Below are 25,338 nucleotides of genomic sequence, written 5' to 3'. Positions count from 1 at the left end.
GCGAAAAGTGGAAACCGGTTTTCGGACAAGATCATGGTCAAACGAGAAGTTTAAGAGATCCATGCTCATCACCTGCCCCTATTGCGGCCCGCGCGACGTTATCGAATTCACCTATCAGGGCGACGGCAATCGCCAGCGCCCACAGCCCGCGTCGCAAAACCTCGACGCCTGGAACGCTTATGTCTACGACCGGCTGAACCCCGCCGGCGACCACAATGAGATCTGGCAGCATTCCGGCGGCTGCCGCGCCCATCTCAGGGTGGTGCGCAACACGCTGACGCACGAGATCTCCAGCACTGCCTTCGCGCGCGGCGACCACAACTCGGTTGCGCGGCACAGGGCCGAGGACAAGTCATGAGCCCGCGCCGTACCGAGACCGGCGGCCGCATCGACCGGCTGCGGACCATCCGCTTCACCTTCGACGGCGCGCCTTATACCGGCCATGCCGGCGACACGCTGGCTTCGGCGCTGCTGGCCAACGGCGTCACCCTGTTTGGGCGTTCGTTCAAATATCACCGCCCGCGCGGCGTGCTGACTGCCGGCGTCGAGGAGCCAAACGCGCTCGTGACTGTGTTGAGGGGCGAGGTTCGCGAGCCGAACATTCCCGCCACCATGGTCGAGATCTATGACGGGCTGGCCGCAATGAGCCAGAACCGCTTCCCCTCGCTTGCCTGGGACGTCAATGCCATCAACCAGCTCGGCGGCAAGCTTTTGTCGGCCGGCTTCTACTACAAGACCTTCATGGGACCCGTGGTCGGTCCGCTGAAGGGCACGCGCTTCTGGATGTTCTGCGAGCATTTCATCCGCCGTGCCGCCGGCCTGGGCAAGGCAGGCACGGCTCCCGATACGGCGCGCTACGAACGCATGAACGCGTTTTGCGACGTGCTGGTAGTCGGTTCCGGCCCGGCCGGGCTGATGGCCGCCAGGGCGGCCGCCGATCAGGGTGCACGCGTCATCCTGGCCGAGCTCGAGCCGCATTTCGGCGGCTCGGCCAATTGGTCGGGCGAGACGATCGATGGCATGCCGGCCGCCGATTGGGCGGCGCGCGCCGCCGGCCAGCTTGAAGGCCATGACAATGTTCGCCTGCTGCCGCGCACCACCGTCTGGGGCTATTACGACGGCAACACGCTTGCCGCGATCGAACGCGTCACCGACCATAAGGAAACGCCGGACAAAGGCGAGCCGCGCCATCGCTACTGGACCATCCGCGCCAAATCGGTGGTGCTGGCCACCGGCTCCCTGGAGCGTCCCTTGGTCTTTCCTGGCAATGATCGGCCAGGCGTGATGCTGGCGCATGCGGCCGAGCGCTATGCCAATGAATATGGCGTGCTGCCGGGTCACAGGGTCGCGCTGTTCACCAACAATGACAGCGCCTATCGCGCAGCACTGGCGTTGAAGAAGGCCGGTGCCGCGGTCGTCGCCATCGTCGACGCGCGCCCGGAGCTTTCGAGCGAAATGCGCAAGCTGGCCGGCGAGACCGAAGCCGAGATCTTTTCTGGCCACGCGGTGATAGCCACCGAGGGCGGCAAGGCGCTTTCCGGCTTCAAGGTGCAGCGCTTCGACATGGCCAGTGGTGCGCTTTCCGGCGATGCGCGCAGCATCCACGCCGATTGCCTGCTGATGTCGGGCGGCTGGTCGCCGACCATCCATCTGGCCAGCCAGGCCGGAGCCAAAGCGGAATGGAACGAAGCGTTACAAGCGTTCCTGCCGCCGAAACCGACAACACGGCAATGGATCGGCGCCGGCGCCTTCACCGGCAGTTTCTCCACCGCCGAGGCGATCGCCGAAGGTCGCGCCGCCGGCCTTTCCGCTGCGGGCGCAACAGCCACGCCGGCGGCCTTGCCTGCCGTCGGGGCAGCACCTGGCGATCCCGATCCGGCACCGGTGTTCGAGATCAAGGCCGCAGGAAAAAGCTTCGTCGACTTCCAGCATGACGTGACGGCCGACGACGTGCGGCTGGCGCATCGCGAAGGCTTCGTCTCGGTCGAGCATCTGAAGCGCTACACCACGCTCGGCATGGCGACCGACCAGGGCAAGAGTTCCAACATACCAGGCCTCGCCATCATGGCCGAGGCGCTGGGCAAGCCGATCCCGCAGGTCGGCACGACGCGCTTTCGTCCGCCTTTTTCGGCGGTGTCGATCGGCTCGCTTGCCGCCGAACGCTTCGGCGATCTGAAGCCCGAGCGGCTGACGCCGATGCATGACTGGCACGTCGCCAACGGCGCCACCATGTATTCGGCCGGCCTCTGGTACCGGCCGATGATCTACGGCCATCCCGGTGAAACGATCGAGCAGGCCTATGTGCGCGAGGCGAGAGCCACGCGCGAGAGCGCCGGCATTGTCGACGTCTCGACACTGGGCAAGATCGCGGTGCAAGGCCCGGACGCGGCGGAATTCCTCGACCGCGTCTACACCAACATGTTTTCGACGCTGGCCGTCGGCAAGGCGCGTTATGGGCTAATGCTGCGCGAGGACGGCCTCGCCTTCGACGACGGCACCACCTGGCGGCTTGGCGAGCAGGATTTCCTGATGACCACCACCACCGCCAATGCCGGCAAGGTAATGCAGCATCTGGAGTATTTTCTCGACGTGATCTGGCCGGAGCTGAAGGTCCACGTCACCTCGGTCACCGACCAATGGGCCGGTGCCGCCATCGGCGGGCCGAACGCCAGGCAGATATTGGCTGCTTGCGTCAGCGGCACCGCTGTCGACAATGCCGCCCTGCCCTTCATGGGCATCGTCCACGGCGAAATCGCCGGCGTGCCGGTGATGATCTGCCGGCTGTCCTTCTCCGGCGAAATGGCCTTCGAGGTCTATTCCGGCACCGGTTACGGCACCCATGTCTGGGAGGCGCTGATCGAAGCCGGCAAGCCGTTCGGGCTGGTGACCTACGGACTGGAGGCGCTGGGCACCCTGCGCATCGAGAAGGGCCACGTCACCGGCGCCGAGATCGACGGTCGTACCACGGGGCGCGACCTGCATCTCGACTGGATACTGTCGAAGAAGAAGCCGTTTATCGGTTCGGCGATGATGGATCGCGAGGGGCTGATCGCGCCCGACCGCCTGGAACTCGTCGGTATTGTTTCGCTCGACAACCAGCCGCTAAACGGCGGCGCACACATCGTCGAGGAGCTTGACGAAGCCAATCCGCACGGCTCGCTCGGTCACATCACCGCTTGCTGCTATTCGCCGGCGCTCGGCAAATATATAGCGCTTGCCTTGGTCAAGGGCGGCAAGGCGCGGCGCGGCACGCGCGCTTATGTCTCCGACCCGTTGCGCAACCGGTTCGGGCCGGTCGAGATCGTCTCCAACCATTTCTTCGATCCGGACGGGAGCCGCATGCATGGTTGAGCGCCAATCACCGCTTGAGCCGGTGCTGCATCCAGGCTCGCATGGCAATTTCGAGCACGGTGTCGAAATCATCCTCTCCGAAACCAGGCCGGGTTCGATCCTGCAGCTCGCCGCCTGGCCCGGCCAGGAGAAGGCGTTGATGGCCGGCATCCATGCGGTCACCGGCCTGGCTCTGCCCGACGGCGCCGGCGGCGGCGTCACGGACGGCGTCAGATCGGTGTTCGGCTTTGCGCCGGGAAAGTTCACAATGGTCGATGAGGCCGAGGGATTGGCGTCGGCCTTTGCCGACGTCGTCACTCCGGCTATCGGTACGGTGACCGACCTTTCGCACGGCCGCACCGCGATCCGTATCGCCGGGCCGAAGGCCGAGTGGGTCCTGGCAAAATTCTTCGCCATCGACTTCGCGCTGCCGGCCTTCCCGATCGGCGCCGGCCGCTCGACCATGCATCACGACGTCTTCGCGCAGATCCAGCGCACCGGCGCCGATCAATTCGACATTTATGTGTTCCGCTCGTTCGCACGCTCGTTCTGGAAGGCGCTCTGCCACGCCAGCGAGGAAGTCGGTTACGAAGTGCAGTAGCTAGACGGCGCGTCGTCACCCTACTCCGCGAACGTAACCCACTCTTCCAGCGGCGCGCGGTCGGTGCGGAAGGCATTTTCGGGCTTGGACGTATCCTCATGGCCGAGCGCCATGCCGCAGACGACGATCTCCTCGTCGGGGATGTCGAGCACCGGCCTGATCTGCCGGTGATAGGGCGCGAAGGCGGCCTGCGGGCAGGTGTGTAGGCCCCTGCCCCGCGCCGCGACCATGATGTTCTGCAGGAACATGCCGTAATCGATCCACGACCCTTTGTTCAGCCGCCGGTCGACGGTGAAGATCATGCCGACCGGCGCATCGAAGAAGACGAAATTGCGGTCGTGCTGGGCGCGCATCCTGTCGACCTCGCGCCGGCCGATGCCGAGCACGCCGTAGAGGCCGAAGCCGTTGGCCCGCCGTCGCGTCAGATAGGGTTCGAAGAACTGGTCAGGATAGTAGCGGTACTCGTCCCACTCCGCCTTTTCGGCGCGGATGCCCGAACTGAGAATGGCGTCGGTGATGCGCTGCTTGACCTCGCCCTTGGTCACATAGACCTTCCAGGGTTGCATGTTGGTGCCTGAAGGCGCGCGCGCGGCAACGGCGAGAATATCGCGGATGGTGTCGTCATCGACCATGTCAGGCAAGAAGGCGCGTACGGACCGGCGCGAGGTGATCGCGTCATCGACGATCGCCGCCGCAATCCGGGAGTTGTTTTCCAGCATGGGCCGTCCCTTTGCGCATAATCCTGGAACCCGGCTTTTCCGGAAAGGATCATGCGCCGACTAGAAGTGATGGAGCATCCTTGCGAGTTTCTATCAACGCTCGACGCCCTATCCGCCTCGACCGGACGCCCCACTCGCCGCTCGTGTGCCGAGCCTTTGCCTGAACCGTCAAAATGGCGCAAGTAAATCTTGTGGGTTCATGAAAATCATCTTGATTTTTTCACAGACCTGCGGTCACATGAAATTTGCTGGGAATTTTTCATCGAGACAGGGATGGCTTTGCCCTCAACCGCCGCAACACCGGAACAAGATAACGGCGAACGGCTGCTGGCCGGCGACATTCGCGCGTTGCGCAAGGCGCGCGGCCTGACGCTTGCCGAAATCGGGCTGAAGCTCGGCCGTTCCGTCGGCTGGGTCAGTCAGGTCGAGCGCGGCCTGTCGATCCCGTCGCTCGGCGATCTCAGGGCCTTCGCCGAATTGTTCGGCGTGCCGGTCAGCCTGTTCTTCAGCCATGACGTGCCTGTCGAGACCGAACGCGGCGTGGTCGTGCGCGCCGGCAACCGGCGCACCCTTGGCACAAGCGATTCCGGCCTGGTGGAGGAGCTTCTGTCGCCGGATCTCGGCGGTAGCTTCGAGATGCTGCGTTCGGTCTTCGCCCCCGGTGCCGAGCTGAAGACCGAGGCCCGCCGGCCGACCGAGGAAGCCGGCTACGTCGCGTCCGGCAGCTTCGACATCGAAATTGCCGGCGTCTGGCACCGGCTTGGAGCAGGCGACTCCTTCCGCTTTGACGGCAAGCCGTTCCGCTGGCGCAATCCTGGAGCGGAACCGGCTGTGGTGATCTGGGTGGTTTCGCCGCCCGTCTATTGATCTGGAGAAGAACATGGCCAGTTTGCCGACCACGGCACGCGTGGTGATCATCGGAGGCGGTGCCGTCGGCGCCTCCTCGCTCTATCATCTCGCCAAGGCGGGCTGGACCGACTGCGTGCTTCTGGAGAAGAACGAGCTGACTTCCGGCTCGACCTGGCATGCCGCCGGCAACGTGCCGACGTTCTCCTCGTCATGGTCGCTGATGAACATGCAGCGCTATTCGACCGAGCTCTATCGCCGGTTGGCCGACGAGGTCGGCTATCCCATGAACTATCATGTCACCGGCTCGCTCAGGCTCGCCCATACGATCGAGCGTATGCAGGAATTCCAGCGCGCCAAGGGCATGGGCCGCTATCAGGGCATGGACATCAATGTCGTCGGCCCCGACGAGATCAAGCGCCGCTACCCCTTCATCGAAACGCATGAGCTGAAGGGCGCGCTCTACGATCCGAGCGACGGCGACATCGACCCGGCGCAATTGACCCAGGCGCTGGCCAAGGGCGCGCGCGACATGGGTGCGAAGATCATCCGCTTCTGCCCGGTCACCGGCGTGCGCCGCGAGAACGACGAGTGGGTGGTCGAGACGCCGCAAGGCGAGATTCGCTGCGAGATTGTCGTCAACGCCGCCGGCTACCGCGCCGCCGAAGTCGGCAGGATGTTCGGCCGCGAGGTGCCGATGATGGTGATGAGCCATCAATACATCCTGTTTGAGGAAATCCCCGAACTGGCGGCGTGGTCGAAGGAACAAGGCAAGAAGCTGCCGCTGCTGCGCGACGTCGATACGTCCTATTATCTGCGCCAGGAAAAGAACGGCATGAACCTCGGCCCCTATGAGCGCAATTGCCGCGCCCATTGGGTCGGCCACAACGACCCGATGCCGGACGACTTTTCGTTCCAGCTGTTTCCCGACGACCTCGACCGGCTGGAACATTACCTGGCCGATGCCGTCGCCCGCGTGCCGATCCTCGGCACCGCCGGGCTGTCCAAGGTCATCAACGGGCCGATCCCCTATGCGCCGGACGGCAACCCGCTGATCGGCCCGATGCCTGGCGTGCCCAACGCCTTCGAGGCCTGCGTCTTCACCTTCGGCATCGCCCAGGGCGGCGGCGCCGGCAAAGTGCTGGCCGAGTGGGTGACCGAGGGCCAGACCGAATGGGACATGTGGTCCTGCGATCCACGCCGTTTCACCGCCTTTGCGTCGGCGCCGGATTACTGCGTCGCCAAGGGCATGGAGATCTACGGCAACGAGTATGCCATCCAATTCCCGCGCCACGCCTGGCCGGCTGGGCGCGACCGCAAGCTGTCGCCGCTCCACGGCCGCATCAAGGCGCTCGGCGCCCAGTTCGACGCCTATAATGGCTGGGAACGCGCCACCTGGTATGCGAAGCCAGGCGACGACATCTCCGAACAATCCACGCTGACCTTCCGCCGTGACGGCCCCTGGCAGCATCGTGTGCGCGAGGAATGCCTCGCCGTCCGCGATGCCGCCGGCATTCTGGACCTGCCAGGATTTTCCCGGTTCAATCTAGACGGTCCGGGTGCCGCCGAATGGCTGAGCCTCCAGGTGACAGGCCTGGTGCCGAAACCCGGCCGCATCGGCCTCGTCTACTTTGCCGACGACAAGGGCCGCGTCGTCACCGAGATGTCGGTGGTGCGTCACGACGAAGATCACATGACGCTGATCACCGCCGCGGTGGCGCAGTGGCACGATTTCGAATGGCTGAAATCGCGCATGCCGAAGGACGCGACGTTCAAGTTGACTGACCGGACAGAAGAGCATTCGACCCAGATCCTCGCCGGACCCAACTCGCGAAACATCCTCGCCGAACTCTGCGCGGCCGACCTCACCCTGCCCTGGCTGACGCATCAGGAAACATCGATCGCCGGGCGCTGGGCCAAGCTGGTGCGCGTATCCTTCGCTGGCGAGCTCGGCTGGGAAATCCACAGCAAGGTCGACGATACCGCAGTCATCTTCGACGCTGTCTGGGCGGCCGGCCAGAGGCACGGCCTGAAACCATTCGGCATGTACGCGCTGGATTCGCTGCGGCTCGAAAAAGGCTACTGTACGTGGAAGGGCGATCTGTCGACCGACTACTCGATCCTGCAGGGCGGGCTGGAGCGCTTCGTCAGATGGGACAAGCCCGACTTCCGCGGTAAGGCGGCGTTGCAGAGCGAAAAGCAGCAAGGCGTCAAGAAACGCTTCGTCACGCTGGTCGTCGAAAATCCCGGCGACTGCGACACACCTTACATGTCGACGCTTTGGCATGACGGCCGGATCGTCGGCGAGACGACATCCGGCGGCTGGGGTCATCGCATCGACAAGTCGATCGCGCTCGGCATGCTGCGCGCCGACCTCACCGAGCCGGGAACCGCGGTCGAGGTCGAGATCTTCGGCGAACGTTTTCGGGCGATCGTGCAGAAGGATGAGCCGTTATGGGATCCGAAGAACGAGAGGCTCAAAGCATGAAGAAAGTCATCCTCACCGATGGCGGCATGGGCCAGGAGCTGGTCCGCCGCAGCAGCTCCGAGCCGACGCCGCTCTGGTCGGCCAGGGTGCTGATCGACGAACCGGATCTGGTGCGCGACCTGCATGCGGAATTCATCCGCGCCGGAGCCCGCGTCATCACCATCAACACTTATTCCGCAACGCCGGAGCGGCTGGCGCGCGAGGGCGCGGAAGAGCTGTTCAAGCCTTTGCAGAAGCGCGGCATCGAACTGGCAAGGCAAGCACGCGACCAGACCGGCGACGCGGCGATCGCCGGCTGCCTGTCGCCGCTGTTCGGCAGCTATGCGCCGGCCCTGACGATATCCTTCCAGGATACGCTCGACATCTATCGCCGTATAGTTGCCGAGCAGGCGGACGGCGTCGATCTGTTTCTGTGCGAAACCATGGCGTCGGCCGAAGAGGCGCGCGCCGCCGTCACCGCGGCGTCGGAAAGCGGCAAGCCCGTATGGGTGTCGTGGACGCTTGCCGACCACGGCACGCCGCGCCTGCGTAGCGGCGAAGCCATTACGACGGCGTCGAGCGCTCTTGACGGACTGCCCGTCGCGGCCCGGCTGATCAATTGCTGCCGGCCCGAAGCGATCGCTGCAGCGCTGCCCGGACTGATCGCTCTCGGCGGTGCGGTCGGCGCCTATGCCAATGGCTTCACCTCGGTCGAGGCGCTCAAGCATGGCGGCACCGTCGAAGTGCTGCACGCCCGCCACGACCTCGATCCGGACGCCTATGCCGGCCAGGCGATCGGCTGGGTCGAGGCCGGCGCCGGCATCGTCGGCGGCTGCTGCGAAGTCGGACCGGCCCACATCGCCGCCTTGCGCGACCGGCTCGAACAGGCCTGCTACGAAATTTCGGGAGTAGCATAATGCCCAGGCCATCATCGCGCATTTCCGGCATCGTGCCTTCGGGCAAGGATGGCTGGGAGGTTCATTCCGCTGCCTGGGCGCGCAAGCAGGCCGGCGAGGACATCATCATGCTGTCGGTCGGCGACCATGATTTCGACACGCCGAGCGAGACGATCGAAGCCTGCGTGACGGCGGTCCGCGCCAGCAATCACCACTACACCCCACTTGCCGGCGTTCCGCGGCTGCGCAAGGCGATGGCGGCGGCCTCGACGCTCTGCACCGGTGTTGCGACCAGCCCCGACCAGGTCATCGCCACGCCGGGCGGGCAGGCCGCGCTTTACGCAGCTATTCAAGCTGTTCTCGACCAGGGCGACCATGCCATCGTCGTCGCGCCCTATTACGCCACCTATCCCAATACCTTCAGCGCGGCGGGCGCCAAGTTCAGCGTCGTCGAGACACCCGCCGAGGATGGCTTTCAGCCGCGCGCCGCCGAGATCCGCGCCGCCCTACGGCCGAACACCCGCGCCATCCTGATCAACACGCCGAACAACCCCACGGGCGCCGTCTATTCGCGAGAGCGGCTGGAAGATCTGGCGCAGATCTGCCGCGAACATGACCTCTGGCTGCTGTCGGACGAGGTCTACTGGACGCTTGGCGGTGGCGAGCACATCTCGCCGCGTTCGCTGCCCGGCATGGCGGAACGCACGCTGGTCATAAATTCGATGTCTAAGAGCCACGGCATGACCGGCTGGCGCATGGGCTGGCTGACCGGGCACGAGGAGATGATCTCGCTGCTGACCGACCTCAATCTGGTGATGACCTACGGCCTGCCGGCCTTCATCAGCCTGGCTTGCGCCGAGGCGCTCGAAAATGGCTACGGCGTCAAGGAGATCGCCGAGCGCTATGCCGCAAGGCGCGCCGTCGTTCTCGATGCCATGCGCGGCATGAACGACGTCACCGCGCGCGGCTCCGAAGGCGGCATGTACGTCATGCTCGACATATCGGCGATCGAGCCGGACGACGAGAAATTCGCCTGGGCCTTCCTCGACCAGGAAAAGGTCGCCGTCATGCCCGGCTCGAGCTTCGGCGAGGCTGCAGCCGGCCACATCCGCTTCAGCCTCTGCCAGCCTGAGCCGGTGCTGATAGAGGCTGCCACACGCCTGCGCCGCTTCGCCTCCAGCTACCGCCGCGAGGCCGCATGAACGCGCCGCCCGCCAAAACCATTCCGACCAAGGCCATTCCTCCCAACGCAAGGGCGGTCATCATCGGTGGCGGCGTCTCCGGCTGCTCGGTCGCCTACCATCTGGCCAAGCTCGGCTGGACCGACACCGTTCTGCTCGAGCGCAAGCAGCTGACATCGGGCACGACATGGCACGCTGCCGGCCTGATCGGCCAGCTGCGCGGCTCGCAGAACATGACCCGGCTGGCGAAGTATTCGGCCGATCTCTACGTCAAGCTCGAGGCCGAGACCGATGTCGGCACCGGCATGCGCCAGGTTGGCTCGATCACGGTGGCGCTTACCGAGGAGCGCAAGCACGAGATCTATCGGCAGGCGTCTCTCGCCCGCGCCTTCGATGTCGACGTGCGCGAGATTTCGCCAGGTGAAGTCAAGGAGATGTACCCGCATCTCAATGTTTCGGATGTTGTCGGCGCCGTGCATCTGCCGCTCGACGGCCAGTGCGATCCGGCCAACATCGCCATGGCCTTGGCCAAGGGCGCACGTCAGCGCGGTGCGACCATCCTGGAGAACGTGAAGGTCACCAAGGTTCATACCAGGGCCGGCCGCGTCACCGGCGTCTCCTGGGCGCAAGGCGACGAGCAAGGCACGATCGAAGCCGATATCGTCGTCAACTGCGCCGGCATGTGGGCACGCGAACTTGGCGCCCAGAACGGCGTCACCATCCCGCTGCACGCCTGCGAGCATTTCTATCTCGTCACCGAGCCGATCCCGGGGCTCTCCCGCCTGCCGGTGCTGCGCGTGCCGGAGGAATGCGCCTACTACAAGGAAGATGCCGGCAAGATGATGCTCGGCGCTTTCGAGCCGGTGGCCAAGCCGTGGGGCATGAACGGCATAAGCGAGGAGTTCTGCTTCGACCAGTTGCCGCAGGACATGGACCATTTCGAGCCGATCCTCGAAATGGGCGTCAACCGCATGCCGATGCTGGCCACCGCCGGCATCCACACCTTCTTCAACGGCCCAGAGAGTTTTACCCCCGACGACCGTTATTATCTCGGCGAGGCGCCGGAGCTTTCCGGCTACTGGATGGCGACCGGCTACAATTCGATCGGCATCGTCTCCTCCGGCGGCGCCGGCATGGCGCTGGCGCAATGGATCAATGACGGCGAGGCGCCGTTCGATCTCTGGGAGGTCGACATCCGCCGCGCCCAGCCGTTCCAGAAGAACCGCCGCTATCTCAAGGAGCGCGTCTCCGAAACGCTCGGCCTGCTCTACGCCGATCATTTTCCTTACCGGCAGATGGCAACCTCGCGGAACGTGAGGCGTTCGCCGCTGCACGAGCACCTGAAGACGCGCGGCGCGGTGTTCGGCGAGGTCGCCGGCTGGGAGCGCGCCAACTGGTTCGCTAGGCCCGGCCAGGAGCGCGAATACCGCTATTCGTGGAAACGGCAGAACTGGTTCGACAACCAGCGCGAGGAGCATCTGGCGGTCCGGAACGGCGTCGGCCTGTTCGACATGACCTCGTTCGGCAAGATCCGCGTCGAAGGCCGCGACGCCTGCGCCTTCCTGCAAAGGCTCTGCGCCAACGACATGGACGTGGCGCCGGGCAAGATCGTCTACACCCAGATGCTCAACCAGCGCGGCGGTATCGAGAGCGATCTGACCGTCTCGCGATTGTCCGAAACAGCCTTCTTCCTCGTCGTGCCGGGCGCCACGCTGCAGCGCGATCTGGCCTGGCTGAAAAAACATCTTGCCGACGAGTTCGTCGTCATTACCGATGTGACCGCTGCCGAAGCGGTGCTTTGCCTGATGGGCCCGGATTCGAGGAAGCTGATCCAAAAGGTCAGCCCGAATGATTTCTCCAATGACAACAATCCGTTCGGAACGTTTCAGGAGATCGAGATCGGCATGGGCCTGGCCCGCGCCCACCGCGTCACCTATGTCGGCGAGCTCGGCTGGGAGCTTTATGTCTCGACCGATCAGGCCGCCCACGTCTTCGAGGCGATAGAAGAGGCCGGCGCCGATGTCGGTCTGAAGCTATGCGGCCTGCACACGCTGGACTCCTGCCGCATCGAAAAGGCGTTCCGGCATTTCGGCCACGACATCACCGACGAAGACAATGTGCTGGAGGCCGGCCTTGGCTTCGCCGTGAAGACGGCCAAGAGCTATTTCCTCGGCCGCGATGCGGTGCTGAAGAAGAAAGAAACCGGCCTGTCACGCCGGCTGGTGCAGTTCCGTCTGAAAGACACGCAACCCCTGCTCTTCCATAACGAGGCGATCCTGCGCGACGGCAAGATCGTCGGCCCGATCACCTCGGGCAATTACGGCCATCATCTCGGCGGCGCCATCGGGCTTGGTTACGTGCCTTGCAAGGGCGAGAGCGAGGCGGATGTGCTGTCGTCGTCCTACGAGATCGAGATCGCCGGCGAGCGCTTTGCCGCCGAGGCCTCGCTCAAGCCGATGTACGATCCGAAGGCCGAGCGAGTGCGGATGTAGCTCAGAACGCGTCCATCCTGGCCGCGACCTTCGCCACGAACCTCGTCCGCGTCTCGCCGGTCGACAGGTTCATCGAGTAATGCGCGAGGTAGGAAACCGAGCCGCCGGGCTTGATCGTCGCACGCAGCACCCGTTTGACCAGCTTGCGCGGTGGGTCGCCCATCAGCATGGCGCGGAACCGGCCGCCGCCATAGGTGGTGACCGCCGCCACCTTGCGAATGTTGTGCAGCGACGGCTGCACCTTGCCGTCGACCAGCTTGAACGACACGCCGGGCAGGAAGACCCGATCGAAAAAGCCTTTCAGAATGGCCGGATAGCCGAAGTTCCACACCGGAAATGACAGCACCAGCGCCTCGGCCCACAGCAAGCGCTCGACATAAGGCGACGCCGGATCGCCGTCGCTGCGTTCGTCGTGATAGGACAGCCGTTCGGCCCGCGTCAGCCTGGGATCGAAACCCTCGGCATAGAGATCGCAGTCGTCCACGACATGGCCGGCGGCCTTCAGGCGCTCGACGATGGTCCGGTGCAGGCCGGCATTGAAGCTGGTCTCGACCGGATGAGCGTAGAGGACGAGGACGTTCAACCCGTCTTCTCCAGCCCCTTGAACAGGAACGACTTGCCTGAGCGATAATCATAGTCCGGGTTTTCCCAGGCGATCATCTTGCCCGGATTGAGCAGCCCTTGCGGGTCGGTCTCACGCTTGAAAGCCAGTTGCACTTCATCCGTCCGCTTCATGCCGCCTTCTTCCAGCGTGTAGCGGTGCGGGTTGAAGATCCAGCAGCCATTGTCTTCGTGGATGCGGATGATCTCGTCCAGCCGCTCCGCCGTGGTGAAGCGCACCAGCGGCAATCCGGCGATGCCGATGGCGCCATCGAAGCGGATAAATTCGAGATGCGCCGGCACCTCGTCGCCGAAGCGTTCGACCATCGCCTTGACGTGACCGAGGTGGTCCGGCGACGGGTAGCGGGTCTGCAGATAGGTGATCGTCGGGTCGACCCGGATGGCGCGCAGCGTGGTGTGGTTCCAGGTCAGCTCATAGGCCGGCGGCAGCCCCTTGAGATCGGCCTCCTTATCGGCGCGAAAGACGATCTCGCCCTTACTGCGCGCAGTGAAGGCGAGGAAGGCATCCATCGCATGCGGCGCGATCATCAGGACGACGATGCTTTGGCCGCGCCGAAAAAACCGCTGGTGGCGCTTGAAGTAATCGTAGGGGATGGGTGCTGCTATCGGCGTGATCAGCTTCGCCAGGATGCCGTCCTGGATGGCGAGATCGTTGCCGAAGCCGGCCGCATCCATGAAATCGTCGAAGCCGACGATGACGTCGATCCAGTCATAACTGGCGGTTAGCGGCATCTCGACTTCGGTGATGATGCCGTTGGTGCCGTAGGCGTGCATCACTTTCAGCACGTCCTCGCCGGTGAGCTCCATGACGCGGGGCTGTGCCTCCATCGTCACGGTCCTCAGCCGGATGACGTTGCCGAGGTCGCGCAAGCCGCCCCAGCGGATCGAGCCAATACCGCCGGAGCCGCCGGCGACGAAGCCGCCGATCGATGCCGTGTTGTAGGTCGACGGCGACATGCGGAGCTCCTGGCCGGAATGCGCCCGCGTCGCCTTGTCGATGTCGGCGAGCACGGCGCCGGGACCGGTGACGACACGACCGGGCGCGATCGCCTTGATCGCGTTCATCTCGGCGAGATTGAGCACGACGCCGCCGGACAGAGGCATCGCCTGCCCGTAATTGCCGGTGCCGCTGCCGCGCGGCGTCACCGGCACGCCATGCCGGTGGCAGGCGGCGAGCACGCGGACGACCTCGTCTTCCGTTTTCGGCGTCACGATCAGGTCGCCGGTGACATGCTCGAGCTGCTGCTTCAGCACCGGGCTGTACCAGTAGAAGTCGCGGCTCTTCTGCTGGACGATCGCCGGATGGTCGTCGACCTTGAGGCCGTCCAGGTCGCGCTTGAGCGCCGCAATATCCATCATTCCACCATCAGATCATCGAGTTCGGCATAATCGGGCAGCTGGCGTTCGATCGCCTGGCCGTCGCGCACCACGATGCGATCCGATTCGGGCCGCGACAGCAATTCCGTCCAGCTTCGCCCCTTGAAGACGACGAAATCGGCCGGCCCTCCGGCGGCAAGCGTGCCGAAACCATCGAGCCGCATCACCTTGGCCGGCGTCGCTGTCACCGCTTGCGGCCAGTCAGCGACGGGATGGTCGAGATGCAGGATGCGCGTCGCCATGCGATAGACCTCCAGCATGTCGAGATCGCCATAGGCGTAGAACGGGTCGCGCGTATTGTCGGAGGCGATGGCGACGGCAATGCCGCGCGCCTTCATCTCGTGCAGCAGCGTCACCCCGCGCCAGCGCGGCGTGGTGTTATCGCCGCGCCGGTCCTGCAGATAGAGATTGCACATCGGCAGCGACACCACCGCCAGGCCGGCCTTGGCGACCTTGTCCAGCGTGTCGAGCACGTCGAGATCGGGCTGGCGCGCCAAAGAGCAGCAATGGCCGACCAGGATGTTCCCGTCAAAACCGTTCCAGAGGGCGGCTTCGGCAATCTTCTTGAGCGAGATCGCCGAGACATCGTCGGTCTCGTCGGCATGGAAATCGAGGTCGAGGCCATGCTTGATCGCCTGCGCAAACACCTGGTCAAGCAGTTCCTCGAGGTCCGGCACCATATAGGGGACGACGCCGAGCACGCCCTTGGCGGCAGCCACCCGCTTGGCCAACCTCTCGAACCATTTCCTGTCGCGCACGCCTTCGATGCCGAGCAGGCAGGCCGCCTGCAGCTCGATGCGGCCGCGCCATTTCTCCCGCATCGTCTCGAACACCGGCCAGGAGATCTCTTCCTGCGGCGCAACGCTGTCGAGATGCGTACGCAGCGCCTTGGTGCCATGCGCATAGGCAGAGCGCAGCGAAAAATCCATGCGGCGGGCAACGTCGTCGGCGCTCCAGCGCGCCGCGCGGTCGGCGCCGGTCGCGTTCAACGCGCCCATGAAAGTGCCGTCGGGATTGGGCTTTCGCGGCCAGATATGGCCCTTGTCGATATGGGTGTGACAGTCGACGAAACACGGCAAGACGATCCGGCCGCCGAGGGCGAGGGCGTCCGCCGATGCGTTGGATCGATGCGCCGTAATCCCGGAGATCTTGCCATCGGCGATGGCGATATCGGCGAGCCCAAACCCGTCGGTATCGAAGGCTCCAGAAAAGCCCGGCGTCAGTGAGGCATGAAGCCGAACCTTGGCGAGATGGTAGGAACCAGAAGCTAGTATCAAGGCGTACCCCCCTCTGTCCTGCCGGACATCTCCCCCTCAAGGGGGGAGATTGGCAGCTTCGCCGATGGCACTCGTCTTGCAAGGTTGGCGATTGGCGAAATCCTGTATGGCATCCAATCTCCCCCCCTGAGGGGGAGATGTCCGGCAGGACAGAGGGGGGTGCTGGCGCTGCCCACCATCACCGCTCCTGCCTCAGCGCGCTCTCGTGCCAGCGCCGCAAAATGAGATGCGAAATCAGCGACAGCACCAGGAAGATCAGGATGCCGGTGAGCGAGATCAGGATCAGCGCCGCGAACAGCCTCGGCGCGTTGAGCCGGTAGCCGGCCTCGATTATGCGCGAGGCGAGGCCGGACGACTGGCCGGTGGCGCCGGCGACGAACTCGGCCACCACCGCACCGATCAGCGACAGGCCGCCGGCGATCTTCAGCCCGCCGAGGAAATAAGGCATCGCCGCCGGCAGCCGCAGATAGCGCAATTGCTGCCAGCGGGTGGCGCCGTTGAGCTTGAACAAATCGCGCAGATTGCGGTCGACGGAATTGAGGCCGAGCGTGGTGTTGGAGAGGATCGGGAAGAAGGCGACGATCCAGGCGCAAAGCAGCAGCTTTGTCGTCTGGTTGTCGACATAGATGTTGATCAGCGGAAAAATCGCGACGATCGGCGTCACCTGCAGCACGACGGCGAACGGAAAGAACGACATCTCCACCCATTTCGACTGCGCGAACAGCACCGCCAGCCCGACGCCGCCGACCACGGCGAGGAGCAGGCTGAAGAAGGTGATCCTGAGCGTCACCAGCAGCGAGGAGAACAGCAGCCCGGCATCGTCGTGCAGCGTCTGCAGCACCACGCCGGGACGCGGCAGGATGTATTTCGGGATGTCGTTCCAGACGCAGACGCGGTCCCACAGCCAGATGGCCAGGATCATGATTGCCAGCGGCAGCAGCCATCTGCCGATGCGCTCGAAGCGCTCCTGGCGAACGCGGCGCGCCTCCTCCGGGTCGAGCGCCAGGACTTGTTCTTCAATGGCCGTCATGATGCGGTCCGGCAGTTGAGTTGATGGCGCCGATCAGCACGTCGGATGCCTGGCGGCAGAGCGCGGCATAATCGGGCGAGGTGCGAAACGCCTCGTCGCGCGGATAGGATGCATCGACGGCAAGCTCGGCAAACACCCGGCCCGGCCGCGCCGCCATGACGACGACGCGGTTGGAGAGGAAAACGCTTTCGAAGACGCTGTGAGTGACGAAAACGACGGTAAAACGCTCATCCTGCCATAGCTCCAGAAGATCGTTGTTGAGCTTGAAGCGGGTGATCTCGTCGAGTGCGGCGAATGGCTCGTCCATCAACAGAATGCGCGGCTTGGTCACCATGGCGCGGGCAATCGAGACGCGCATCTTCATGCCGCCTGATAATTCGCGCGGCACGGCATTCTCGAATCCGGTCAGGTGAACCCGCGCCAGCATCTCCATCACCGCCGGCGCCGCCTTGGCCCGCGACACACCCTTCAGCCGCAGCGGCAGCCAGACATTGTCGAAGACATCGGCCCAGGGCAGCAGCGTCGGCTCCTGGAAGACGAAGCCGATATTCGAGCGGTCGCCGATATTTGAACGATCGAGGGCGCCGCTGCCGCGCCAGTCGAGCACACCCGAGGTCGGCGTCGACAGGCCGGCAATCAGCCGCAGCGCCGTCGACTTGCCGCAGCCCGACGGTCCGAGCAGGCTGAGGAAATCGCCTTCCCGGATCGTCAGCTCGACATTGCTGAGCGCGGTGACGCCGTTGGAAAACACCTTGCCGACGCCACGCAGCGCCAACAGCGTCGGCCCCGATACGCTTCCTGGCTGTTGCGCCACTTTCTCCAGCTTCACGGCCTACTTCTTCAGGTCGAGCCCGACGCTCTTGTTGACGAAGGCCAGCGTGTAGGCCTTCTTGATGTCGATGCCCGCCGGTGTTACCTTGGCCTTGACCATCTTGTCGTAAAAACTCTGGATGCGCGCATCGGTCATGGCGCCGATGCCGAGCTTTTCGCTGTCGCCGGAATCGACCACGCCGAACTTCTTCAGCTGCTCGATCGAGAAGGCGATCTGCTCATCCGTCATGTCCGGATTTTCCTTCTTGATCATCTCGTTGGCGGCCTTGTTGTCGCCGTAGAGATAATTGTACCAGCCCTTGGCCGAGCCATCGACGAAGCACTGGACCACCTCGGGCCGCTTGTCGACCGTCTCCTGCATGGTTTCGACCGTCGTTGCATATGTGTCCCAGCCATAGTCGGCCAGCAGGAACTGGTTCGGCGTGAAACCGCCCTGCTTCTGGACGGCGAATGGCTCCGAGGTGACGTAGCCCTGCTGGATCGACTTCTTGTTGGCGATGAACGGAGCCGGGTTGAAAGTGTAGGGCACGCGTTTTGCGGCATCGAAGCCGAGGTCGGTGACCATCCACTGGAAGAAGGTCTGCGCACCTTCGTCGCCGAGGATGTACTGGTCGGCGTTCTTCAGGTCTTCCCATTTGTCCAGCCCCTGGCCGGGATGGGACATGATGACCTGCGGGTCCTTCTGGAAGTCGGCGGCCACGACGCGCATCGGTATGCCTTGCTGCACGGCATCGAAGGCCGACAGCAGATTGCCGCCCATGTAGAAATCGATCTTACCTGCGAGCAGCAGCGGCCGGCCGCTGACCTGTGGGCCGCCCTGCATGATCGTCACGTCGATGCCGCATGCGGCATAGGTACCATCCACCACGGCTTGGTAGTAACCGCCATGTTCCGGCTCGGCCAGCCAGTTGGTGCCGAAGGTGACTTTTTCGTTCGCTGCCGCGGCAAGCGTACCTGCGCCAAGCAGCACGATCACGCCCGCCGAAATCTTGAGTCTTCCGTACATCCACACCACCCTTTGTTCGCTCCGGCGCATCACGCGCCGGGCTCGACACCATTGTTTCAAGAAGCAAGACACATGCCACCGGCGCGTTGCGTCGGGACCGCCCGCTTGTGCAATGCCCGCCTGTGCAATGGCGGCGCGAAGGCCGGACGGGTCATGCTGTACGGAAGGCATCGTGCCTATTTTTTGATCGCCTGTCCACAATCGCCCTCGTGACATGCACCGCCATCTTGATGCCCGCCTACATCCAGCTTTACGCTGCCGTGAACGGAGATTGCCATGTTCAAATTTCTCACGCCGAAGTCGATCAAGCCGCCCTTCGCCCGCTACAGCCATGGCGTCGAGCTGCCGCCCGGCAAGCGGCTGGTGCTGTGTTCGGGCCAGGTCGCGATCACAGCGGACGACCAGATCCCCGAGGAGGCCGGCGCACAGGCCGAGCTCTGTTTCCAGAACATAGCGGCGATTCTCGGCGAGGCCGGGCTCGGCCTGTCCGACATCGTCCGCATCAACGCCTACGTCACCGACCGCGCCTTCCTGCGGCCCTATATGGAGGTTCGCGACCGGCTGTTCGCCAGTCCGGCGCCGGCCTCGACGCTGATGATCGTGTCCGGCTTTGCCCGGCCGGAGTTTAAGGTCGAGATCGAGGTCATCGCGTCGGGTTGAGGAGCGCTGGCCAGCGGCTGGAATCGACAGGCCGATGATCTCAAGTTACACGACAAAGGTTGGTGCCGCCCCTCATCAAGCGCGCATCCAGTCTCTTCGAGGTAAAAAATGGCCGGAACAAAAAAACGCGTATGGTGGGGTGACTACCGGACCACCGAATACGCGACCGTCGATCCTGAGGCGACCATTGCCGTTCTGCCGCTGGCGGCGATCGAGCAGCACGGGCCCCATCTGCCGGTTTCGACCGACACCTCGATCATGAACGGCATGCTGGAAACGGTGATCGCGCGCCTGCCCGGCGATCTCGACATCCGCATCCTGCCGGTTCAGGCGGTGGGCAAGTCGAACGAGCATTTGCATGCGCCCGGCACCCTCACTCTGCCGGCGACGACCCTGGTCGAGGCGTGGACCGAACTTGGCCTGTCGGTCGCACGCGCCGGCGTGCGAAAACTGATTGTCGTCAACTCGCATGGCGGCAATGAGGAGATCATGGGCATCGTCACCCGCGAATTGCGCGTGCGGGCAAAGATGCTGGCGGTAAAGACCAGCTGGCAACGGTTTGGCCGGCCGGCCGGCATGTACACCGACCTCGAAGACCGCCACGGCATTCATGGCGGCGACGTCGAGACCTCGCTGATGCTGCACTTCCGGCCCGACCTCGTCGACATGGCCAAGGCCGACAATTTCGTCTCCAAGGTTGCGCGCGCCGAAAAGGAATTTTCGCTGCTGCGCCACACCGGAACGCACGCCTTCGCCTGGATCGCCAGCGACCTCAACCCGAATGGCGTGGTCGGCGACGCCAGCATTGCAACCGCCGAAAAAGGCCGGCTCACCGCCGAGCATCAAGCCGACGGCTTCATCAGCTTGCTGAAGGACGTGCGCAAGGCAAAGCTGGCGGATTGGCTGGCGTAACTAGCCCTCGATCCTCAGCGCAAACGGCGTGCCCTCAAACGCTTCGGCGCCGCGCCCGATCGCCTCGATGGCGCGGCTCATGCGGCCGTCGCGCTCGAGCAGTGCGTCGGCAATTGCGATCAGCCGCGGATTGGGTGTCGCCGTGGGCGACAGCGCGCGCAGCGTCTTGGCCAGTTCGGCTTCGTCGCGCTTCGGCGCCAGCGCTGCCGCGATAATGTAGGCCGAGGCGGTCGACCGGCTGATGCCGGCATAGCAATGCACCACCAGCGGCCGCGAGCGATCCCATTGGCGGGCGAAATCGAGCAGGTTCAAGACATGCTCCTCGCCCGGCATGGTCATGCCCTCCTGCGCTACCGCAATGTCGTGCATGACCAGGTGCAGATGGTTTTCCCTGGTGATCGAGGCCGGCCGCATCACCTCCGTGCCGGCAGCGAGCAGCGAAAGCAGCCGCCCGGCCCCGGTCTTCGTCACCGTTTCCTCGACTTTGGACAGCGAGCAGACATGGATCATTGGATCGTTTCTCCCTTGGCATCATCGTCGCGCCGCGAGGCCCAGCCGGCAAGCGCTGATTCGAGCCGCCGCCATTCTTCGTCGGCTCCCGGCAGGCCGGCGCGCAACACATCCGGCCGGTCGGCGAAATGCCGAAGCAGGATGCCGCGCTGGCCGAGCACCGAAAACAGGCGGGCGGCGTTCGCCAGCCTGATATAGCGGAACAGCGCGGTGCCAGCGGCGACAGGCACGCCGAACCGGCCGAACAGCGCATCGAGCCGTGCGGCATCCTCGGCCAATCGGCGCCGCATCCCGGCCTGCCAGCCGGTATCGGCAAGCGCCCTTATGCCATATTCGAGCGCCGGCCCGGAAATCGCCCATGGCCCGAATTGCGCCTGCAGCCGCTCGACCGTCAGCGCCTCGGTCAATGCAAAGCCAAGCCGCAGGCCGGCCAGGCCGAAGAACTTGCCGAACGAGCGCAGCACGACGATGCCGCCCTGGTCGACGTCGCCAGCGAGACTTTCGCTGCGTGGGCCGACATCCATGAAGGCCTCGTCGACGACCAGCAGCCCGCCTCTGGCGCGCAATTTTGCGGCAAGTCGAAGCAATCTTTCGCGCTCGACGACGCGCCCGTCCGGGTTGTTGGGATTGACGACGACGGCAAGGTCGGCCGCCGCCAAGGCTTCGAAATCATCGACTTCAGCCGCCGCATGGCCGGCGATCGCCGCTGCCCGCCGATGCTCGGCATAAGTCGGCCCGAGCACCAGCGCCCTGCCCGGGCTGACCAGCGAAGCGACGCGCGGCAACAGGATCTGCGTGCCGGGCGCCGCTGCGACATTCGCCGCCGATGGAGCGCCATAGGCGCTTGCCGCGACTTCGGCCAATTCGCGGGCACGCGCTGCTTCCGGCAATCGCGACAGGGCGGTGGCGGGCAAATCGAAAAGCGGGTAGGAGTGCGGATTGATCCCGGTCGAGAGGTCGACGAAAGGCAGCGGCGCGTGAGGGAAAAGCGCCCTCGCCCGGCCAAGGCTTCCGCCGTGGTCCACTGCCGCCGTCACTCCATCAAGAGACTTCATGTCGATCCTGATCACTTTCCTGTCGCTGGCCATCGAACTTGTACTCGGCTACCCGGCCCAGCTCTTCGATGCCATTGGCCATCCCGTCACCTGGTTCGGCAGGCTGATATCCTTTCTCGACGGCAGGCTCAACCGCGCCACTGATTCCGACGCCCACCGTCGCCGCTGGGGCGTGCTCGCGCTGCTGGTCATCGTGCTGGTGCCGGCCGCCCTCGCCTTCTGGATCGAAGCCATGCTTTGGAGCATTCCCCTCGGCTTGTTGGTCATCGCAATCCTGGCGACGTCGCTGCTGTCGCAGAAGAGCCTGGCCGAGCATGTCGAAGCGGTGGCCGACGCCCTCGACAGCGGCGGACTGGACATGGGCCGCATTGCCGTCTCGCGGATCGTCGGCCGCGACCCGGAAAAGCTCGACAGGGCCGCTGTCTGCCGCGCCGCGATCGAAAGCCTGGCCGAGAACTTCTCCGACGGCGTCGTCGCGCCGGCGTTCTGGATCGGCGTTGGCGGGCTCGCCGGCGGCGTCGCCTACAAGGCCGCCAACACCGCCGATTCGATGATCGGCCACCGCACCCCGCGCCACGAGGCCTTCGGCTGGGCGGCGGCGCGCTTCGACGATTGGATCAACCTGCCGGCATCACGGCTGACGGCGCTGCTGATCGTGCTTGCCGCTTTCCTGGTCAAGGGCGCCGATGCCAAAGCCGCCTGGCATGCTGTGCGGCGCGATGCGAAAAAACACCGCTCGCCCAATGCCGGCTGGCCGGAAGCAGCGATGGCCGGTGCGCTCGGCCTGGCGCTCGCCGGCCCCCGTTCCTATGACGGCGTCATGGTCGAAGACGCGTTGATGGGCGAAGGCGGCCGCCGCGACGATATCGAGAGCACCGACATCCGACGGGCGCTGAAACTTTACCGGGTCGCCGACTTACTGCTGATCGCGCTGTTCGGGGTGATCGCAGTGGTTGTTATCTTGGCGTGACCTGCGCCCGAGATCGAGCGGAAACAAAAAACCCGCCAAGCGGCGGGTCGTTGGAGCCAGTTAGCACCATAGCGAGATTAGTACCATAGCTGCCGGCACAAAGCAAGAACAAAATTGCTGTGCCCAAAGAATAATCGCCCCAGCTTTGCGCTTCTCATTCCCTGCCTTTGACGTTCGAGGTTGGCGAAATCCGAAGCGCCATCCAATCTCCCCCCTCGCGGGGGAGATGTCCGGCAGGACAGAGGGGGGCGCGAAGGATCGCCAGCCTCTTGACCGTTCACCTGCTAATGACGGTCTGACGACGTAGTTGTCTCCGACTGACAGGCCGAGGGACAGTGCCCCCCTTTGCCCTGCCGGGCATCTCCCCCACAAGGGGGGAGATCGGCAGCTTCGCCGGCGCCGCCTGCTCCGAAACGCCCTTCCCCGATCGCCAAACCCCTCAGAACTCTATCCCTTGCTGCGCCTTCACGCCGGCGGAGAAGTGGTGCTTGGTCACGCCCATCTCGGTGACCAGATCGGCTGCCTCGACCAATACCGGCTTGGCATTGCGGCCGGTGACGACGACATGCAGGCCCTCGCGACGCGCCTTCAGCGCTGCGACCACCTTTTCGAGGTCGAGATAATCGTAGCGCAACGCGATGTTGAGTTCGTCGAGCACCACGAGGCTGATCGACGGCTCGGCCATCAGCTCGAGCGCCTTGGCCCAGGCGGCCTCAGCGGCCGCGATGTCGCGCTTCAGGTCCTGCGTTTCCCAGGTAAAGCCCTCGCCCATGGCGTGCCAGACGACGCGGTCGCCGAAGCAGGCAAAAGCATCCTTCTCGCCGGTGTGCCATTTGCCTTTGATGAACTGGACGACGCCGACGCGCTTGCCGTAGCCGAGCATTCTGAGCGCCAGCCCGAAGGCGGCCGTGGTCTTGCCCTTGCCCGGACCGGTGTTGACGATCAACAGCCCTTTCTCGACCGTCTTGGCTGCAACCTCGGCGTCCTGCACCGCCTTGCGCTTGGCCATCTTCGCGCGGTGGCGTTCCTCGTCCTTGGGATCGATGTGGTCGGTATCAGCCATGTCATTTCACCCTGAGCGGCAGCCCCGCCACCATCAAAAGCACGGTGTCAGCGACGGCGGCAACGTCCTGGTTCAACCGGCCGGCCGCGTCGCGAAACCGTCTTGCCAGCGCATTCTCCGGCACGATGCCCTGGCCGACCTCGTTGGACACCACGAACCAGGGTCCACGCGGCCGCGACAGCACATCTGCCAGCCTTCGGCATTCGGCCTCGACATCATGTTCGGCCAGCATATGGTTGGTCAGCCACAGCGTCAGGCAATCGATCAGCACCGGCTGGCCGTCAGGCAGTGCCTCGATCGCGCCGGCAAGGTCGAGCGGCGCCTCGATGGTCGTCCAGCCGGCGCTGCGGCGCGAGCGGTGCAGCGCGATCCGTTCGCGCATCTCCTCGTCATAGGCTTGCGCCGTCGCGATATAGCTCCATGGCGCCGGACAGGCACTCACCAGCCTCTCGGCATGCACGCTCTTGCCGGAGCGCGCACCGCCGATGATCAGGGTCAGCGCCCCGGCAGCGCGGTCAGGCAAAGCTGTCGCGCAGGCTGGTCGCCGTGCCGGTGAAGCGGCCGCGCACCACGCCGACGACCGCGCCGAGCACCAGCCAGAACACCAGATTGGTCAGCGTCACCGCCACCACGAACTGATGATGCAGGCCTTCCGGGATTGTCGTCTCGAAGCTGTCGGGCTGCGGCGCGCCGACAATATGCGGCGCCACCATCAACGCCACGGCAAGGACCGCCAGCGGCAGCGATCTGCGGAAGGCGAGCAGGCCGAGACCGGCGGCGGTCGCCACCACCGTTGCCCACCACCAGATCTGGCGTTGGACAAGGTCGGCCGCCGGCATTGCCGGCAATTCCGGCGGCAGGCCGAGGCCGGGCGCCAGCGTGAACACGGCAAAGCCGGCAAGCCCCCAGAACAGGCCCTGGCGCCAATTGCCGATGCCGCCGGCGAATTCCGAAACCGCAACCAGGATCAGTGCGAAGCCGATGCCGGTGACGATATTGGCAACGACGCTGAAGGCAAAGCGTTCGAAACCGTCGGCCGGCGCCCAGCCTTCGTCCTCAGCCGAAGCCATTGCTTCAGCCGGTGCCGGCGCGGCGCTGCTCATAGCCATCGTGCCCGTGGCGGCCGGTGCCGCAGGTGCGGCGGCATGGTCATGGCCGCCGCCGGCCTGTTCGTAGACTTCCGCCTTCAGGATCAGCGGCACCGTGGCATAGGCCTGCATGCAGGCGAGAACGACGCCGGCCACGAGCCCTGCGATCGCCGCGATGAACACGACGTTGCGAAACAGTGTCATGATGTCAGCCCCTTGTCAGTGGCAGGGAAAGCCCATCGAGTGGCGATAGTCGTGGGCGGCATTGTGGACCGCATCGATGTGCGAGAAGCCGACAAAGCCCATGACGAAAATGCCGAGGAATGCAGCAAGCGCCAGCTGCATGAAACGCGACTGCGAGGAGACGGAAGCGCCGAGCGAGACGGAAGCGGTATTCATGTCTTGT

Annotated in this window: 24 protein-coding genes; 11 read left to right on the top strand and 13 right to left on the bottom strand. The window is 64.6% G+C overall.

Going from position 1 to position 25,338, the window contains the following annotated elements:
* Positions 1-61 precede the first annotated feature (61 nt).
* Genes NKI22_RS04115 through NKI22_RS04105 form a run of 3 tightly spaced genes read left to right on the top strand, consistent with a single transcriptional unit; the run spans position 62 to position 3,931 of the window.
* On the top strand, positions 62-358 hold the full coding sequence (locus tag NKI22_RS04115) for a sarcosine oxidase subunit delta (protein ID WP_023719917.1): 297 nt from the start codon (positions 62-64) through the stop codon (positions 356-358).
* Positions 355-3,351, top strand: coding sequence for a sarcosine oxidase subunit alpha (locus NKI22_RS04110; RefSeq protein ID WP_352814626.1), 2,997 nt, complete (start codon positions 355-357; stop codon positions 3,349-3,351). The genes NKI22_RS04115 and NKI22_RS04110 overlap by 4 nt, the downstream gene beginning before the upstream one ends.
* Positions 3,344-3,931 carry a sarcosine oxidase subunit gamma gene (locus tag NKI22_RS04105; protein WP_352484514.1) on the top strand — a complete coding sequence of 196 codons (588 nt, stop codon included), beginning with the start codon at positions 3,344-3,346 and terminating at the stop codon, positions 3,929-3,931. Before NKI22_RS04110 ends, NKI22_RS04105 begins: the two co-directional genes overlap by 8 nt.
* Positions 3,932-3,951: 20 nt before the next feature.
* Here the strand turns inward: NKI22_RS04105 and NKI22_RS04100 are convergent, their stop codons facing one another.
* Positions 3,952-4,650, bottom strand: a complete 699-nt coding sequence (locus NKI22_RS04100; RefSeq protein WP_352484513.1) for a nitroreductase — start codon at positions 4,648-4,650, stop codon at positions 3,952-3,954.
* A 273-nt stretch (positions 4,651-4,923) separates the two neighbouring features.
* On the opposite strand from NKI22_RS04100, the gene NKI22_RS04095 reads away from it, so the two are divergent.
* Genes NKI22_RS04095 through NKI22_RS04075 form a run of 5 tightly spaced genes read left to right on the top strand, consistent with a single transcriptional unit; the run spans position 4,924 to position 12,532 of the window.
* Positions 4,924-5,517, top strand: coding sequence for a helix-turn-helix domain-containing protein (locus NKI22_RS04095; RefSeq protein ID WP_352484512.1), 594 nt, complete (start codon positions 4,924-4,926; stop codon positions 5,515-5,517).
* 13 nt (positions 5,518-5,530) lie between these two features.
* Positions 5,531-7,984 (top strand): GcvT family protein, encoded by a 2,454-nt coding sequence (locus NKI22_RS04090; RefSeq protein ID WP_352814627.1) that lies wholly within the window; start codon positions 5,531-5,533, stop codon positions 7,982-7,984.
* Complete coding sequence (locus NKI22_RS04085; protein ID WP_352814628.1) at positions 7,981-8,880, top strand: homocysteine S-methyltransferase family protein; 900 nt, start codon at positions 7,981-7,983, stop codon at positions 8,878-8,880. The genes NKI22_RS04090 and NKI22_RS04085 overlap by 4 nt, the downstream gene beginning before the upstream one ends.
* A complete protein-coding gene (locus NKI22_RS04080) occupies positions 8,880-10,061 on the top strand; it encodes a pyridoxal phosphate-dependent aminotransferase (protein WP_352814629.1) in 1,182 nt (393 codons plus the stop codon). Before NKI22_RS04085 ends, NKI22_RS04080 begins: the two co-directional genes overlap by 1 nt.
* Entirely contained in the window at positions 10,058-12,532 is a 2,475-nt protein-coding gene (locus NKI22_RS04075; protein ID WP_352814630.1) for a GcvT family protein, read from the top strand. Before NKI22_RS04080 ends, NKI22_RS04075 begins: the two co-directional genes overlap by 4 nt.
* Before the next feature lies 1 nt (position 12,533).
* Here the strand turns inward: NKI22_RS04075 and NKI22_RS04070 are convergent, their stop codons facing one another.
* The 6 genes from NKI22_RS04070 to NKI22_RS04045 form a co-directional block, all read right to left on the bottom strand.
* Positions 12,534-13,115: an NAD(P)H-dependent oxidoreductase gene (locus tag NKI22_RS04070; RefSeq protein WP_023719909.1), complete on the bottom strand. Its 582-nt coding sequence runs from the start codon at positions 13,113-13,115 to the stop codon at positions 12,534-12,536.
* Positions 13,112-14,509 carry an FAD-binding oxidoreductase gene (locus NKI22_RS04065; RefSeq protein WP_352495955.1) on the bottom strand — a complete coding sequence of 466 codons (1,398 nt, stop codon included), beginning with the start codon at positions 14,507-14,509 and terminating at the stop codon, positions 13,112-13,114. The genes NKI22_RS04070 and NKI22_RS04065 overlap by 4 nt, the downstream gene beginning before the upstream one ends.
* Positions 14,509-15,807 carry a cytosine deaminase gene (locus tag NKI22_RS04060; RefSeq protein WP_352852344.1) on the bottom strand — a complete coding sequence of 433 codons (1,299 nt, stop codon included), beginning with the start codon at positions 15,805-15,807 and terminating at the stop codon, positions 14,509-14,511. The genes NKI22_RS04065 and NKI22_RS04060 overlap by 1 nt, the downstream gene beginning before the upstream one ends.
* Before the next feature lie 178 nt (positions 15,808-15,985).
* The gene (locus NKI22_RS04055; RefSeq protein WP_352640493.1) at positions 15,986-16,837 is read right to left on the bottom strand and encodes an ABC transporter permease; all 852 of its coding nucleotides are present in this window, start codon (positions 16,835-16,837) and stop codon (positions 15,986-15,988) included.
* The gene (locus NKI22_RS04050; RefSeq protein WP_023719906.1) at positions 16,824-17,666 is read right to left on the bottom strand and encodes an ABC transporter ATP-binding protein; all 843 of its coding nucleotides are present in this window, start codon (positions 17,664-17,666) and stop codon (positions 16,824-16,826) included. The genes NKI22_RS04055 and NKI22_RS04050 overlap by 14 nt, the downstream gene beginning before the upstream one ends.
* A 3-nt stretch (positions 17,667-17,669) precedes the next feature.
* Positions 17,670-18,674 carry an ABC transporter substrate-binding protein gene (locus NKI22_RS04045; protein WP_023719905.1) on the bottom strand — a complete coding sequence of 335 codons (1,005 nt, stop codon included), beginning with the start codon at positions 18,672-18,674 and terminating at the stop codon, positions 17,670-17,672.
* Positions 18,675-18,950: 276 nt separating this feature from the next.
* Here NKI22_RS04045 and NKI22_RS04040 point away from each other — a divergent pair, with 276 nt between their 5' ends.
* Positions 18,951-19,334 (top strand): RidA family protein, encoded by a 384-nt coding sequence (locus NKI22_RS04040; RefSeq protein ID WP_352484505.1) that lies wholly within the window; start codon positions 18,951-18,953, stop codon positions 19,332-19,334.
* A 108-nt stretch (positions 19,335-19,442) separates the two neighbouring features.
* Positions 19,443-20,246: a creatininase family protein gene (locus tag NKI22_RS04035; RefSeq protein WP_023719903.1), complete on the top strand. Its 804-nt coding sequence runs from the start codon at positions 19,443-19,445 to the stop codon at positions 20,244-20,246.
* On the opposite strand, the gene NKI22_RS04030 is transcribed toward NKI22_RS04035, so the two are convergent.
* Together NKI22_RS04030 and cobD are read right to left on the bottom strand one after the other, a co-directional pair.
* The gene (locus NKI22_RS04030; RefSeq protein WP_023719902.1) at positions 20,247-20,756 is read right to left on the bottom strand and encodes a tyrosine phosphatase family protein; all 510 of its coding nucleotides are present in this window, start codon (positions 20,754-20,756) and stop codon (positions 20,247-20,249) included.
* Positions 20,753-21,811 carry a threonine-phosphate decarboxylase CobD gene (gene cobD, locus NKI22_RS04025; RefSeq protein ID WP_352484504.1) on the bottom strand — a complete coding sequence of 353 codons (1,059 nt, stop codon included), beginning with the start codon at positions 21,809-21,811 and terminating at the stop codon, positions 20,753-20,755. The genes NKI22_RS04030 and cobD overlap by 4 nt, the downstream gene beginning before the upstream one ends.
* On the opposite strand from cobD, the gene cbiB reads away from it, so the two are divergent.
* Positions 21,810-22,781, top strand: a complete 972-nt coding sequence (gene cbiB, locus NKI22_RS04020) for an adenosylcobinamide-phosphate synthase CbiB (RefSeq protein ID WP_352814633.1) — start codon at positions 21,810-21,812, stop codon at positions 22,779-22,781. The two genes, cobD and cbiB, sit on opposite strands and share 2 nt — an antisense overlap.
* A gap of 439 nt (positions 22,782-23,220) precedes the next feature.
* Here cbiB and cobO read toward each other — a convergent pair whose 3' ends face one another.
* From cobO to NKI22_RS04000, 4 genes are read right to left on the bottom strand one after another with little or no spacing between them, the layout of a single operon-like run.
* Positions 23,221-23,844 (bottom strand): cob(I)yrinic acid a,c-diamide adenosyltransferase, encoded by a 624-nt coding sequence (gene cobO / locus NKI22_RS04015; protein WP_352483070.1) that lies wholly within the window; start codon positions 23,842-23,844, stop codon positions 23,221-23,223.
* Between the two features lies 1 nt (position 23,845).
* A complete protein-coding gene (gene cobU, locus NKI22_RS04010) occupies positions 23,846-24,367 on the bottom strand; it encodes a bifunctional adenosylcobinamide kinase/adenosylcobinamide-phosphate guanylyltransferase (RefSeq protein ID WP_352483069.1) in 522 nt (173 codons plus the stop codon).
* Entirely contained in the window at positions 24,360-25,136 is a 777-nt protein-coding gene (locus NKI22_RS04005; RefSeq protein ID WP_352814635.1) for a CbtA family protein, read from the bottom strand. The genes cobU and NKI22_RS04005 overlap by 8 nt, the downstream gene beginning before the upstream one ends.
* A gap of 15 nt (positions 25,137-25,151) precedes the next feature.
* Positions 25,152-25,331: a CbtB domain-containing protein gene (locus NKI22_RS04000; protein ID WP_023720718.1), complete on the bottom strand. Its 180-nt coding sequence runs from the start codon at positions 25,329-25,331 to the stop codon at positions 25,152-25,154.
* Positions 25,332-25,338 lie beyond the last annotated feature (7 nt).

It is taken from the genome of Mesorhizobium sp. M0778 (assembly GCF_040320105.1).
In the GTDB taxonomy this organism is placed as follows: domain Bacteria; phylum Pseudomonadota; class Alphaproteobacteria; order Rhizobiales; family Rhizobiaceae; genus Mesorhizobium.
The sequence above is the reverse complement of the archived record's forward strand: the minus strand, read 5'-3'. Positions and strand labels throughout refer to the sequence as shown.